12 protein-coding genes are annotated in these 14,269 nt (G+C 58.3%); 4 read left to right on the top strand and 8 right to left on the bottom strand.

Features of this window, described 5'->3' with window-relative positions:
• Positions 1-154: 154 nt before the first annotated feature.
• From ROI90_RS09220 to nfi, 3 genes are all read right to left on the bottom strand, one after another.
• Positions 155-1,654 (bottom strand): RagB/SusD family nutrient uptake outer membrane protein, encoded by a 1,500-nt coding sequence (locus ROI90_RS09220; RefSeq protein WP_315998045.1) that lies wholly within the window; start codon positions 1,652-1,654, stop codon positions 155-157.
• 14 nt (positions 1,655-1,668) lie between these two features.
• A complete protein-coding gene (locus ROI90_RS09215) occupies positions 1,669-4,845 on the bottom strand; it encodes a SusC/RagA family TonB-linked outer membrane protein (protein ID WP_315998044.1) in 3,177 nt (1,058 codons plus the stop codon).
• A gap of 302 nt (positions 4,846-5,147) precedes the next feature.
• The gene (gene nfi / locus ROI90_RS09210) at positions 5,148-5,834 is read right to left on the bottom strand and encodes a deoxyribonuclease V (RefSeq protein WP_315998043.1); all 687 of its coding nucleotides are present in this window, start codon (positions 5,832-5,834) and stop codon (positions 5,148-5,150) included.
• 110 nt (positions 5,835-5,944) lie between these two features.
• Here nfi and ROI90_RS09205 point away from each other — a divergent pair, with 110 nt between their 5' ends.
• Entirely contained in the window at positions 5,945-6,514 is a 570-nt protein-coding gene (locus ROI90_RS09205) for a DUF1990 family protein (protein WP_315998042.1), read from the top strand.
• A complete protein-coding gene (locus ROI90_RS09200) occupies positions 6,507-7,232 on the top strand; it encodes a DUF1990 domain-containing protein (protein ID WP_315998041.1) in 726 nt (241 codons plus the stop codon). The genes ROI90_RS09205 and ROI90_RS09200 overlap by 8 nt, the downstream gene beginning before the upstream one ends.
• 57 nt (positions 7,233-7,289) lie before the next feature.
• On the opposite strand, the gene ROI90_RS09195 is transcribed toward ROI90_RS09200, so the two are convergent.
• Positions 7,290-7,952, bottom strand: a complete 663-nt coding sequence (locus tag ROI90_RS09195; RefSeq protein WP_315998040.1) for a cytochrome b/b6 domain-containing protein — start codon at positions 7,950-7,952, stop codon at positions 7,290-7,292.
• A gap of 164 nt (positions 7,953-8,116) precedes the next feature.
• Between ROI90_RS09195 and ROI90_RS09190 the strand changes: the two genes are divergently transcribed.
• Positions 8,117-9,157 (top strand): NAD(P)-dependent alcohol dehydrogenase, encoded by a 1,041-nt coding sequence (locus tag ROI90_RS09190; protein WP_315998039.1) that lies wholly within the window; start codon positions 8,117-8,119, stop codon positions 9,155-9,157.
• Between the two features lie 215 nt (positions 9,158-9,372).
• Here the strand turns inward: ROI90_RS09190 and ROI90_RS09185 are convergent, their stop codons facing one another.
• The 4 genes from ROI90_RS09185 to ROI90_RS09170 all read right to left on the bottom strand — a co-directional run bounded on the left by ROI90_RS09185 (position 9,373) and on the right by ROI90_RS09170 (position 13,600).
• Positions 9,373-10,920: a serine hydrolase gene (locus ROI90_RS09185; protein WP_315998038.1), complete on the bottom strand. Its 1,548-nt coding sequence runs from the start codon at positions 10,918-10,920 to the stop codon at positions 9,373-9,375.
• Between the two features lie 125 nt (positions 10,921-11,045).
• Positions 11,046-11,693, bottom strand: a complete 648-nt coding sequence (locus tag ROI90_RS09180) for a hypothetical protein (RefSeq protein WP_315998037.1) — start codon at positions 11,691-11,693, stop codon at positions 11,046-11,048.
• Positions 11,694-11,736: 43 nt separating this feature from the next.
• Positions 11,737-12,225 (bottom strand): hypothetical protein, encoded by a 489-nt coding sequence (locus ROI90_RS09175; protein ID WP_315998036.1) that lies wholly within the window; start codon positions 12,223-12,225, stop codon positions 11,737-11,739.
• Positions 12,226-12,400: 175 nt separating this feature from the next.
• Positions 12,401-13,600 carry a pyridoxal phosphate-dependent aminotransferase gene (locus ROI90_RS09170; protein ID WP_315998035.1) on the bottom strand — a complete coding sequence of 400 codons (1,200 nt, stop codon included), beginning with the start codon at positions 13,598-13,600 and terminating at the stop codon, positions 12,401-12,403.
• 106 nt (positions 13,601-13,706) lie between these two features.
• Here ROI90_RS09170 and ROI90_RS09165 point away from each other — a divergent pair, with 106 nt between their 5' ends.
• Positions 13,707-14,252: a DinB family protein gene (locus ROI90_RS09165; protein WP_315998034.1), complete on the top strand. Its 546-nt coding sequence runs from the start codon at positions 13,707-13,709 to the stop codon at positions 14,250-14,252.
• The last annotated feature ends 17 nt before the right edge of the window (positions 14,253-14,269 follow it).

The raw sequence follows: 14,269 nt of genomic DNA, 5'->3' as shown, positions 1-14,269 counted from the left end.
ATCCATAAAATACAAGGCCAGTTACTTGCTGGCACGGTACAGTTCCAGCCTTTCAAAAGGGCTCGGCTACGCGGTAATTTGTAGTGTGCTCACATACAAAAAAGGTCTCCTGCATAACGCAGGAGACCTTTTTGATGGCTATGTTCCCGTGAAACTAGTTGCGGGTCATTGCTCCGTTGGTCTGCAGCTCTGAGCTAGGAATAGGCCAGATATACAACGTAGAGGAGGGCTGCACAGCGCTAACCGTGCTCTTGCCTGCAATAGGACGCAACAGGCGCATATCATCACTGTTACGCAGACCTTCACCCAGGAACTCCAGCCGCCGCTCTAGCAAAATGGCATCGATAATGGAGAAGGTGCCAGTGAAGCTAGCTGCCGTGTAGGCATCCGACCCCGAACGAGTACGCACGGCGTTTAGCAACTCCAGAGCACGAGTGTTGGTAGCACCCTGGGTGCGCGCCAACGATTCCGAAAGGTTCAGCAGAACCTCTGCATACCGGATAACCGGGGCCGCATCCGTGTAAGGATTGGCTGAGAGGGCGCCGTTCGTGTATTTGCGCAGGTAGGGTACTGCGGTGGGAGTGCCTACCCGGGTTACCAGCGTAGCCAAACGGGCATCGGTGGCCTTGAAGTTTGTGTTGGCAATAACTCCGGCTGGGTTCAGGCTATACTCCTGACCGCCGCCTTGGGTGTTGGGCAGAAAGTAAAAGGCCAGCTGGTTCTGCGTGCCGGGCGGATCTTGGGTGGTAAAGGGAAAGGCCATGATCATTTCGGTACCGCCGGGGTTAGGAGCGAAAACGGCCGCGAGGCTCGGATTCAACTCGTGAGCCACGCCGGTAGGGGCCTTGAAGGGAGCCGCCGTTGGAACAATTTTATTGGCTTCAGTTACCACATCACCGTAGCGGCCCATGCTCAGCAGCACCCGGGTACGCAGGGCAATGGCGGCGTTCTTGTGCGCCCGAAATACGTTGCCGGCCGAGTTGCTAAGAGGCAGATTGGTTTCCGCAAACGTCAGGTCAGTCAGAATTTGGTCGTACACCTGCGCTACCGTGCTGCGGGCTAGGTCATTGTTACCCAACTCCGTTTCTGCCTGCAGACGCAAGGGCAAACCAGGTTTCGAACCGTTACCATCAGCGTAGGGACGGGCATAATACTGCAGCAGCGAGTAGTATGCCAAAGCCCGCAGCAGTCGGCCTTCTGCTACGTACCCATTGGCGGTAGTCGCGTAATCGGCGGGGAAAGGGGCCGCCGAAAACTTGGAGGAATTAGCTGCTATGCCCGCCAGAAACACGTTGATCTGGTTGATGGCAGCGTAGCCTGAGCCCCACAAGTTAATAACGTCGTTCTGCGAGGCCTCGGTAAGGGTGTGTTGCCACACAGCTGCCCCAGTTACTAGGTTAGATGTCCGGTTGATGAAGTCATCGGCCCGGATATCACCGTAAACCTGGTAACGGCCACCCAAAAAGGAGCCCGACTTCATGTAGTCGTACATGTTGTTTACCTGTCCCAGTACACGGGAAGGCGTATCAAAGGCTACTTCACTGGCCAGATCAGTTTTCGGCTGAACTTCCAGACGGTCTTCGCTGCAGGAAAAAGTGCCCAGGCCCAGGGAGGCCGTAAGCCCCAGGGTCAGGAGATATTTAAAAGTCTTCATTAAGCGAGAGAGAATTAGAATCCGAGGTTAAGACCAACCGTGTAGCTGCGGGCCTGGCCCACCGAGTTGCGGTCAACACCGGCACCGGTGTTGTTGCTGCCGTTGGTTGAAATCTCGGGGTCAATACCCGAGTAGTTCGTCAGCAGCGCGGCGTTTTGCACCTGCACATAGATGCGGGCGTTGCCTACTCCGAATTTGTTGATGAGGGTAGAGGCAAAGTTGTAACCCAGAGACACGTTCCGCAGACGGGCAAAGTCGCCTTTTTCCACGTTCGAGGACATAATCAGGGCCGAGCCATTCGATACGTTGTCGCCGTACACGACACGGGGCCACTCAGCATTGCGGTTGGTTTCCGTCCAACGGTCTTTGATGTCGGTGGCATTGTTCCAGAAGCGCTGGTCGTGCAGGCCGGCCTTCGTACCGTTGTAGATGTAGTTACCGCCCGAGAACTGGATGAATACACCCAGGTCAATGTTTTTGAAGCGGAACGTGTTATCGAAGCCACCATACCAGGTAGGCAGGGTGGGGCCATAATACCGGCCATCACCTAGCTGAGTGGGAGCGGTGGTTGGCGTTACACCATCCATCAGCGTCCAGCCCTGGCCCAAGTGATTGTACTGTACCACCGTGCCATCAATTTTCTGAATCATCCGACGGCCATTCTCCGGGTTCACGCCCAGTGAAGGAACTGCCAGGATTTCGCCCACGGAACGGCCTACAGTAGTAAAGTTAACCGTTTCCAGACCGGAAGTGGCTGTACCAATACGCTGGTCAGCCGTCACCAGCTTGGTTACCTCGTTTTTCAGCGTGGTAAGGTTGGCGTTGATCGACCAGGTAAAGTTCGGCTTGTTAATGGCCGTGGTGCGCACGTTGAATTCGAAGCCCTTGTTGCGCATGGAACCGATGTTAGCCGCAATAGCATTGTTCGGAATACCCCGCGAAGGAGCCTGAGGTACGTCCAGAATCAGACCATCTACATCATTGCGGTAGTAGGCCACGTCACCCTGAATACGGTCTTCGAACAGGCCGAAAGACAAGCCAATATCCGTCTTCTTGCTGGTTTCCCAGCTCAGGGCAGCGTTACCAGCGTTGCCGAAGAAGAACGTGTTGTTGGCCCCATACAGGCTGGGTCCGTACAAGTCACGGGTGGTGAAGTCACCGATACCCTGGTTGTTACCAACCTCACCGTAGCTACCCGTGAATTTCAGGAAGCTGAGGGTACTGAGAGCCGAAGAGTTTTTCCAGAAATCTTCCTCGGAGATGATGTAACCTAGCGAAGCACCGTAGAAATTACCCCACTTCTCATTACCCCAGGCCGAGTAACCATCACGACGAGCGTTGAAGGTTGCCAGGTATTTGCGGTTGAAGTTGTAGCTCAAGCGGCCGAAGTACGACATTAGGAAGTTTTCTCCCTGGAAGGCACCGGAGTTTACGATGTTGGCGAAACCGCCCTGGAACGTCGTGAAGAAGGGGTCGGATACGCTGGTGCGGTTGGCACCCCACCGGTCGATGGTAGTGCTTTGGTATTCAGCACCGGCCAGAGCAGAAATGATGTGCTTTTCAGCTAGCGTTACGTCGTACTGCGCGGTATTTTGCCAGTTCCAGCGCTTGTTAGTCCGGTAGAAATTAGAAGCGCTACCAATGTTATACTGGTCGCCGGCAATGGGGGTGTAGAAAGCCTGGTCCTCGAAGGAGATGTTGTAGATACCGTAGTTGGTACGCAGGTGCAAGCCCTTCAACAATTCCAGGTCGCCGTATACGCTGCCCTGGATTTCGTTGCCCTCCGAGCGGAAGTAGTTGTTTTCCAGGTCAACCAGCGGGTTGTAGTAGCCCGGCAGCAGGGGCTGGCCGTTGGTGGGGTTGATGTTGGCACCGGGGCCAATACCAGCACCGCTGATGTTGTACGTGCCATCGGGGTTGCGGGCGGGTACGTTGGGGGGCAGTACCAGCGGCAAACGACCCAAACCGGCCGTGCCAAAGGCACCATCACCCACGGAGCCGGAGTTGGGCGAGGCCGTGCGGGAATTGGTGTAGCCTACACGGGCGCCCACGCTAAAGCGCGAGAACACCTTGTGGTCGATGTTGAGACGGGCGGAGGCACGCTTAAAGCTGTTGCCTTCCAGCATACCCTTTTGATCGGTGTAGCCGACGGAGGTGTAATACGTCGTCTTTTCCGTGCCGCCACTGAAGTTAAGCGTGTTGGATGACGAGAAGCCAGTACGGTAGATGTAGTCGTACCAGCGCGTATCTACGGGGTTACCGCTGCCGTCCAATGTTGGCTTAAAGCCTTCCACGTTAGAGCCGGGCTGGCCAATGGCTACCCGGTTGGCGTTCAGGTTCCGAACAGCTTCATTCTTGATATCGATGTAATCGGCCGCATTAAGCACGTCATAGAGACGAACCGGGTCGTTCCAGCCTACCCAAGAGTCAAGAGAGAGTTTGCTCTGGCCACGGCGGCCTTTCTTGGTGGTTACTACAATAACGCCACCAGCAGCGCGGGAGCCGTAAATGGCTGTTGCCGAAGCATCTTTCAGCACTTCCACGCTTTCAATATCGGCGGGGTTGATGTTACTGAGAGGGTTGTTCGGTACGCTGCCTACGGCCGAGCTGTTGCCGCTGAATGCCGGAATGCCGTCAATTACGTACAGCGGGGCCGAACTCAGAGTGATGGAGTTCACACCTCGGATACGAACTACGGGGGAGGCGTTGAGTACCCCGTTGGGGGTGGTAATGTTTACACCGGCAGCCTGACCCTGCAGGGCCTGCTCGAAGCTTTGCACCGGTTTGTTGGCAATTTGGGCGGCCGTAACGGTTGCTACCGAGCCCGTAAGCTCACGACGGCTTTGCGTAGCACCGTACCCCACTACAACTACCTCACTGAGGGCTTTGCTGTCGGTGGCAAGGGCGCTATTGATAGTGTTTTCCGTGCCAATGCTCTGCTCAACGGAAACAAAACCAACAGATGAGAATACGAGAGTACCTCCGCTGGCTGGGGCGGAAAGGGTATACGTGCCGTCCGAGTTGGTGGAAACACCATTGCTGGTACCTTTCACGAGTACCGTTACACCTGGTAGGCCTTCACCCGTGGTGCGGTCCGTAACCCGACCCGATATCGTGCGGGTCTGGGCCTGAGCATGACCACCCGCTAGGGTCAGGGCAGCTAAGGGAACTAGTTGTAAAACTCTTTTCATGCAGGCGCAGAAAGTTTAGTGATGAAGTTGACAGCCAAGAAAGGAAATAAATGAAACCAGAACAATAAAATTAGGTGAGCATTGCAAAATAATCGGTCTATTAATGTGCTTTTAATAGTAAATGGACAGGATTGTTGAAGCAATTAAGAAGACATATGTACAGATAATGGAGCGGCAAGCGGGCATCAAATCAGGACAGTTTTGTCCTGAATGGCCAAGAGGCATTTTTGGCTTTCCCTGACACACGAACGGCGTTGCTCATTCTTGAGCAACGCCGTTCGTGTGTCAGGGAAAGCCAACGTTTATCGTATTTCCTTCTTGAATTCTTCGGCCCAATGGTCGGCGAGGCGGGTTGGTTCTGGGAGCTTGTAGCCCCGCAGGCAGGCCAGCGTAAGGCGGGTGGCCGTGGCTTGGTCGCAGCGGTGGCCAGGACTCACAAATAGGGGATTTACCTTGTCTTTACTTCGAATGACCTCACCCAGTAACGCGCCCTGTTTGTCGGTGAGAGGGGAAATGCTGCCTTTAGTGAGGGCGGGCTCAGCGTAAAGGCCGGTAAGCCGTTGCTTGGCAACGCCGAAAGTCGGCAGGTCGAGTTCTACACCCAGGTGAGCCGCAATGCCCATGCGGCGGGGGTGCGCAATGCCATGTCCGTCTACCATAATGATATCCGGTTTCTGGCGAAGCTTTTCGTAGGCGACAAGCAGGTTGGGTGCTTCGCGAAACGCCAACAGGCCCGGGATATACGGCAGGGTAACGGGCCCAACGTGATACACCTTCTCAACCAACTCCAGGGAAGGAAAACGCAGCACCACAAAAACCGATAGCACCGTTTCGGGCGTGGGAAAAGAGGAGTCGCAGCCGGCAATGAACTGCGGCTCCTGGGCTAGCGGCTCCAGGCGGGTGCGAGTGCGCAGTGCGTCCTGCTGGTGAGTAAGCTCCCGAACGAGCAGCGGGTCAGGAGCAGGGCCGGGTGGGCGGTAGTAGGCCATATGGAAAGCAGGGGAATAAGTAAAGTAGGCTGTACTAGCATTTACAGAGGCAGGTTATAGAACCCAGCTTCTACTGCCACGTTACGGAAGTACACCATTTGCCTTGCACTATGTCGAAACCTGAGCAACCGGCCCACACCGGCAGCGGCCCCCTGTTTGAACGGCGCTACTGGATAGATGTGCAGCAGCCCCGGTTGGCGGCCGCAGACTTACTGGACCACATCAAATGCCACCTACCTGAATATGCGCCCGATCTGCTGGCCGACTTTGAGAAGACCAAAGGGCAGGCTCATTGTCTGGCCTCCGGCGATGAATTTGGTATTCGTATTCTGGGCCCTTGGAACGGGGATGTACGGGTGACGCGGGTAGAGGATGATGGGTTTGAACTGGCCACGCTGGAGAGCCACCCGGAGGCGGGCCGCATCCACTTCAGCTTGCGGCCCCACAGTGTGCTGCCGGATACGTGGCGGTTTGAAATACACTCCCGGGCCCGTTCCCGCGACGGGCTAGTGGCGCTGACCTACGACACGCTGGGGCTGGGACGCCGGGTGCAGCAGCAAACCTGGGAAACGTTCTGTCAGCGCGTGGCCGAAAAAAGCGGCGGCCTGCCTCTGGCACCGGTGCAGGTAGAAACCTGCCGTCAAACCGATTCTCATACCGAAGTAAGCCAAGATGCCTAAAGCTGCCCCCCTCTACGAGCTGCAAAAGAAGCGCCTCGATGCGTACATGGATGCTGGCTATAATTTCGACCCTGATAAAGCGGCCGATTATACGCCCGATGCCGGCTGGCGCGTGGATGACTACGAAACGGAGTTGCCCACTGAAGCTCCCGGCCCGGCCGAGGCGCAAGGCTCCTGGGCAGCAGCCCGCGAGGTTCTGCGTAATTACACCTTTCCACCACCCAATCTGATTACCGGCATTTTCCTGCCCGACCAGCCTCTGGATCAGCGCGTGATGGTGCTACGGGGCCGGTTTTTGCTTTTCACCTTTTGGTTTGGTGTGCGCATTGGGGCCGTAACGGATGAAACCCGTACCCTGGCTGATGGTAGCCAGGAGCAGGTGTGGGGCTATAATTACCGTACCCTGGAGGGCCATTTCGAGCGGGGCCAGATTGACTTTTCGGTGCACAAAAACCTGACGACCGGCCGGGTGTGGTTCCACATCCACGCCTACTCCCAAACCGGCCGCATCAGCAACCCCTTCTACTGGCTGGGGTTCCGGCTGTTTGGGCGCATGCTGCAGAAACGGTTTGCAACCCAATCAATGAAGCGGCTGCGGGAGCAGGTAGAGGAAATGTTGCGCAAGGGCTGGACGTCGCCAGCGGCGCAGCAGGCTCCACCCGTGCAGTCCGTGTCGGCCCAAGAGGAGGCCCGTGAGCAGCTCCGGGAGAGTACATGAAAACGGCCCTTCCACCCACATGGGCAGAAGGGCCGTTGCACGTTGGTACGGCGCAGTTTACGCCTGCTCTACTGATTCGCCGCCGTTAATCATGCCCGAAACGAGGCCGGGCGCATCCGTAACCTCGGCGCGGAATACGCCTACAATGTGGGCCACTGAGAAGGCCAGCACTAGGTACATGCTGATTTCGTGGATTTCTTTGGCCGTGTGTTCGATGCTGCGGAAGTAGTCTTCAAACACCAGAATCAGACCTGTAACCACCAGCACCGCCAGCACCACATAAAAGACCCGGTAGGCGTACCGGATCCAGATGCCCCGGCGGGCCGCCGCATTGCCCTGGGCCGCCTGGGCTTGCAGGTGGGCTATTTTGGCGCTGGTGCGCTGGCTGCCCCGGTGCCGGAAGCTCATCAGCACCCGGTAGGCCAGCAGCGCCGATAAGGCCAGGCCCGCCCAGATGTGCCAGTCCCAGATGCGGTGGGCCACGATGCGCGACAGGCCCCGCACCTGGTCGGGGGCCATGGTCACGCCTTTTTCGGCCAGTACTTTGCTGAACTCGGGGGCCAGCGTCTTCGCCTTTACAATGATGGATATGAAGAGGATGGTGATAAGCTGAAAGATAACCAGGCTGCCGCTGGCCCAGTGCCAGATGCGCAGGCCCAGGGAGTTGCGCTTGGGGCCCGCCGGAACGGGGGCAGTAGCGGAGTAATTGGGGCGTTCCATATGAGGAGGGGAGGGTAAGAGAGTTGCCTGGGTAAGGTACACGCCCGCTCGGAAAATTGCGTTACCACGGCTCGGTTTTTCGGAGAGGCGAACAAACAATCCGGGCCGAAAAGCAGTTAACCAGGTTCTGCCCTGAACACAAATTTTCTTTACAACCAACCCGTATGTCAGTAGCAAAAGGCTATGCCGCTTTAGAAGCGCATGCTCCCCTCACCCCGTTTTCGTTTGAGCGCCGCGAAGTAGGCCCCCACGATGTCCGCATCGAAATCCTGTTCTGCGGCGTATGCCACTCCGACGTGCACCAGGTGCGCGACGAGTGGGGCGGCTCCATCTTCCCCATGGTGCCCGGCCACGAAATTGTGGGCCGCGTAACCGAAGTAGGTGCCCACGTAAAAGGATTTAAAGCCGGTGACCTGGCCGGCGTGGGCTGCATGGTAGACTCCTGCCAGCACTGCGCCGAGTGCACCGACGGCCTGGAACAGTACTGTGACAATGGCTTCGTGGGCACCTACAATGCCAAAGACAAGGACGGCCAGCCCACCTATGGCGGCTACTCCAACAGCATTGTGGTGACCGAGAAATTCGTGCTGAGCGTATCCGAAAAGCTGGACCTGGCCCGTGTGGCCCCGCTGCTGTGCGCCGGCATCACCACCTGGTCGCCGCTGCGCCAGTGGAACGCCAAGGCCGGCGACCGGGTAGCCGTGATGGGCCTGGGCGGCCTGGGCCACATGGCCGTGAAATTCGCCGCCGCTATGGGCTGCGAGGTAACCGTGCTCAGCACCTCGCCTTCCAAAGAGGCCGATGCCAAAGCCTTGGGGGCCCACAAGTTCGTGGTAACCAAGGATGCCGAAGCCATGAAAGGCATCCGCAACTACTTCGACCTGATCATCAACACCGTCTCGGCCCCCATGGACCTGACGCCCTACGTGGGCAGCCTGCGCCTCGATGGCACCATGGTACTGCTGGGCGTACCGCCGGAAGCTCCGCAACTGCACGCCTTCAACCTCATTGCCAAGCGCCGCCGCATTGCCGGCTCCCTCATCGGGGGCATCCAGGAAACCCAGGAAATGCTGGATTTCTGCGCCGAGCACAACGTGATGAGCGACGTGGAAGTAATCCGGATGGACTACATCAACGAGGCCTACGAGCGGATGCTGAAGTCGGACGTGAAATACCGCTTTGTTATCGATCTGGCTACGATTTAGGCAGCCCACCGACCAGATAACCTGCTTCTTAAACGAAAACCCGTCTGTCGCCCTTTACGTGGGCGGCAGACGGGTTTTTTACTATGGTACAGAACGTCATGCAGAGCCGGAGGCGAAGCATCTCGCGCGCTGATGTCTGAATAGTAACGCAACATCAGCATGGAGATGCTTCGGCTGCGCCTCTGCATGACGTTCTTTTCAAACCTGACTGGAGGCTACCGCTTGTTGAACACGTAGGGGTCGTACTCCACGTAGTCGTTCACGCGTAGCTCCACGGTCTTTACGGCGTTGCCATCCACCACAAATTTGGCGGGCATCACCCCAAATACCAGGTCGGAGTAGGTGGCGCGGAATTCCTGGCCGTCCATGTAGTCGAGGGTAGCGGTGAGGCCGGGGTGGTTGGGCATGGTGATGAGCAGCTGCTTGCCCTTCTGGCTGATGCTGATGCGGCCGAACAGCGGATTTTCGTAGTCGCCCACGTAGGCTTTGAGCGGCAGGGGCAGCTTGTTCTTCTGGCCTACCCGGGCCGCCAGCTCTTTGGTGGGGTCAGTTTTGGTGGCTTCGGCCTGCTGCTTGCGTTGCAGGCCCTGGGCGCTGCGGTCCACGTAGGGCACGCCCAGGTAGCTGTCGAGCAGCTGGTAGCGCAGCAGCTCGAAGAAGCTCTGGTTGTCGTTATTGGTGAGGACGGCAATGCCCAGCCCGGCCTCGGGCACAAAGCACACGTTGCTCACCTGCCCTGAAGCGCCGCCGGTGTGCCAGAACACCTGCTTGCCGTTATAGTCGGCGGCTTCCAGGCCCAGCCCGTAGGTGACGAAGTGCGTGGGGAAAACCGCCGATTTGCGGCTGGTAATGACGGTATTGGCGTCGCGGGTTTTGCGCAGCGCCGCCCAGGGCACTACCTGGCGGCCCTGGTAGCGGCCACTATCCAGCTGGAACTGCAGCCACTTGGTAAGGTCCGTCACGTTGGAAACCATGCTGGCGGCCGGGGCCATGTTGTCCCAGTTATCGAAGGGTACTTCCGCCAGCGGCCCGAAGGTGTTGGAGTAGGCGTGGGCGTTGTTGGGCCGCTGCGCAAAGCCCGCCGACGATACAAACGTGCTGCTCATGCCCAGCGGCTGCAACAGATTTTGCTGCACGTAGGCTTCCCAGGTGGTGCCTCCGGTAACGGCCGGAATTACCTCCCCGGCCGCCACAAAGCCGGAGTTGCTGTACCCGTAGTCGCGCCGGAACTGGCCGCCGGGCTTCATCAGCCGCATGCGCCGAACAATCTCCTGGCGCTCCAGGTTAGATTTGAAGAAGGTGAAGTCGCCCTGGAAGGTTTTGAAGCCGAAGTGGTGGCTCATCAGGTCGCGCACCGTAACCAGCTGCGAGGCCAGCGAATCGTAGAGCCGATAGTCGGGCAGGTACCGGGTTACTTTCTCGTCGAGGCTGATTTTCTTTTCCCCATCTAGCTTAGCCAGGGCCGTGCCGGTGAACAGCTTGGTGTTCGAGGCAATCATAAATAGCGTGTTGGCGTCCACCGGGGCCGGTTTGCCTACTTCGCGCACGCCGTAGCCTTTCTGCACCACCACTTTTCCGTCTTTCACCACTACAAGGGCCAGGCCCGGTACCTGCCAGCGCTGCATGCCGCGCCGGATGTAGCTGTCGAGACTGTCGGTGACGAAGCGGTTAGGAGCGGTGGCGTTTTGGGCGAAAGTGGCCGGAGCAGCACATAGCAGCAGACCAGCGGCCGCCACAAGACGAGAAAAGGAGGATGGAAACATGTAGAAAGTAAGACTGAGAGCAGAAAGCTAGTCAACCGCTGCGGATTCTGCTCACTGCCTGGCCGAAACCCAGGCTAATACTGTGCTTCCGTGCCGAACACAACACACTGCGCAAAGAAGTGAGCCTAGTTGCCCAGAGTGTCCGGACTGGTTGAATAATCGGTGCTCCTAGCTCGGCGTAGCGCGAGCCGCTGTGCAATAACTGAAGCCAGCAGGCCAATACAACTAAGAGTAAGCAGGTTAGAAAAAAGGTTGGCGTATTCAGTGGCTCGATATGCCGCCACTACTGCTGACATATGGCCGCTGGTATCGACTTCGCTAAAACCCTGCGGCAGCGTAATATCCTCTGCTATGTTCAACTCCTGAAAGCGCATCGGTGCATACCGCCATTGCCCGTTCAGCCGCACGGCGACTCGTACTGCCGAAACACCTTCTGTTTCAACAACGGCTGTTTGGTCGGTAGCCCACATATACTCCGTCCACCCTACCCGCCAACTGCCTGTTTCGTCTTGTAGAAGGTAGTACACACTAGTATAGTGGTGTTCGGGGTTGCAAACAGTAAACTGACCGGGAGTAGAAGCCAATGTACCAGGGGAGCTGAACAGTAGCTTAAGCCCGCACAATGGTAGGAATACCAACATCACCCCAATAATGGCCGCCCATTTTTCCGTTCCGCTCCGGGGGTGTCGCAAAAGCTGAATAAGAATGGTAAGCACGCCCAAATCAAGCGCAATGATACCCCAAACGGCTAGTGCGGGAAGCTGATACAACATTGCTAATCGGATAAGTGGCCTAGCAAACTGTGTAGCAATTCATTTACTCCTGCTCCACCGGGTACTCAAACTCACCTTCCAGGGTGAAGCGGCGGGCACCCCGTCCGGCCTCGCACACCTGGCAGCGGTAGGTACCGCGTAGCCAATGCCGGGTGGCATCCACGCCGGTAATTACCACGCTGCCCGTATTCTGCCCGCACGATTTGGAGTAGGCCGCCACCTTGCCGAAGCGGTAGGACGCGTCCCGGTTGCGCCCGCTCAGAATTTCCTGGAAGCTGTACGTGCCCGCCTGCACCGGAAAACGGTCGATGATGATGGTGAGGCCTTCGCCGTCGGGGTCATCGGCGCGCACCACGTTCAGGCGCAAAGCCCGGTCGGAGCTGAGGAAGAAGCGGGAGCTGAGCGTATCGGCTCGCACGGCCTCCCCGTTGATGCGCAGGGTGAGCCGGCGGGCCGTTTGGGGAGCGGGCCGGGGCAGTTTGGGGGCCAGGCCAAGCAAAGGCAGCAGCAGCAGAGGAAGCAGACGTTTCATAGGCGGGGCAAGGCAACAATCAGCCCAGAAGATGTGCGGAATGTTGTCATTCCGAGCGGAGCGAGGAATCGGAGGGTTGGTGTTCAGGAACTCCATGCAGAGCAGGTAGCGCATCAAGCCACATACTCCCGAATGCTTTCCCGGATTCCTCGCTCCGCTCAGGATGACTGGACTTCTACTCCAACGTGCGGCCGGGGTACTGCTCCAGCGCGGCGGCCAGGCAGTCCATGGCTTTGTCGATAACCTCCTGATTGACCACGTAGGCCAGGCGTACCTGCTGGCGGCCCAGGCCCGGCGTGGCGTAAAATCCCGAAGCCGGTGAAATCATGAGGGTCTGGCCCTGGTGGCTGAACGCCTCCAGCAGCCACTGGGCAAATCGGTCGGCATCATCGACGGGCAGGTGGCAGATAACATAGAAGGCCCCGCTGGGCGTGGGCACCCGTACGCCGGACATGGCCCGCAGCCGCTGCAGCATCAGGTTGCGGCGGGCCAGGTACTCGGCTTTGGTGTGGTCGAAGTAAGTTTCCGGCAAGTCGGCGGCGGCTTCGGCCAATAACTGGCCCAGGCCCGGCGGACTTACCCGCAGCTGGGCCAGCTTGAAAAATACGTCGCGCAGGGCGTGGTTCTTTGTAACAATAGCGCCAATGCGGGCCCCGCAGGAGCTGTAGCGCTTGGAAATGGTATCCAGCAGCACAATGTGGTCGTCGGCACCCGCTAGGTGCAGGGCGCTGGTGTACTCAGTGTCGTAGCAGAACTCCCGGTAGGCTTCATCCGACAGCAGATACAGGCTGTGGCGCAGGCAGAGCTCCTTTAATTGCTCCATTTCCTGGCGGCTGTACACGTAGCCGGTGGGATTGTTGGGACTGCAAATCAGGATAGCCTTGGTGCGGGGCGTAATCTTCTGCTCAAACTCCTGAATGGGCGGCAGGGCAAAGTTGTCTTCCAGGTGGGCAGTAACCGACACTACGTGTGTGCCCGTAGCTACGGCAAACGCCGAGTATGGTCCGTAGAACGGCTCCGGCACAATAAACTCGTCGCCGGGGTTGAGGCAGCCCAACAGCGCAAACGAAATAGCCTCACTGCCGCCCGTGGTTACAATAATATCTTCCGCGTCAACGGGCAGGCCCAGGCGCCGGTAATACTCAGCTAGCTTGGCTCGGTAGCTGGGGTAGCCGGCCGTGGGGCTGTACTCCAACACCTGAATGCTGGCCCGCTGTACGGCCGCCAGCATAGCCGGCGGCGTTTCAATATCCGGCTGCCCAATGTTGAGCGGGTGCACCGTTAGGCCCCGCTGGCGGGCCGCTTCGGCAAAGGGAGTGAGCTTGCGGTACGGCGACGGTGGCAGAGCCGCCCCACGCTGAGAGAGTTCGGGCATGGGTCTAAATATAGGCCTGCCGATGTAAAATTCTACTACATAGGCAGGGAATGCCTTTTCTGTGCATGTCTACCAACTTCTGACAGCCAGAGCGGTTGCACCGGGTATGACGCCAACCACTCAACCCGAAGTATGGCTACGCGGCCCCTTGCCCGGCTTGCTGCCGTCGTTACAACCCCTGGCCCAAGCACTGCTACAGGCCCGGGAAGAGGTGGAAACTGCCCTGGCGGCCTTCCCCGATGCACTGCTGCCGGCGCGGCCGGCCGGCGTGGCTTCCGTCGGCTTTCACCTGCGCCACCTCAGCGGAGTGCTCGACCGAATGCAGACCTACGCCCGCCAGGAACCCCTCAGCGCCGCACAATTTGCCTACCTGGCCGCCGAAAAAGAAGGTCTCACCCCACCCGAAACCACCGCCGCGCTGGTGCGCCGCTTCAGCCAAACGGTAGAGCAGATGCTCGGGACTCTGCGCGCTACCCCCGAGGCCACCCTCCCGGAGTTTCGGCCGGTGGGGCGGCAGGCGCTGCCCAGCACGGTAATAGGGTTACTGGTGCATGCTACCGAGCATACCACCCGCCACACCGGGCAACTGCTGGTAACGGCCCGCCTTGTGCAGGCCCTGGCCCAAGGTGAGCTACTGCTGCCTACAACATAAAAAAGGCCCGCTGTCAG

It is taken from the genome of Hymenobacter endophyticus (assembly GCF_032464715.1).
Lineage (GTDB): Bacteria > Bacteroidota > Bacteroidia > Cytophagales > Hymenobacteraceae > Hymenobacter > Hymenobacter endophyticus.
The sequence above is the reverse complement of the archived record's forward strand: the minus strand, read 5'-3'. Positions and strand labels throughout refer to the sequence as shown.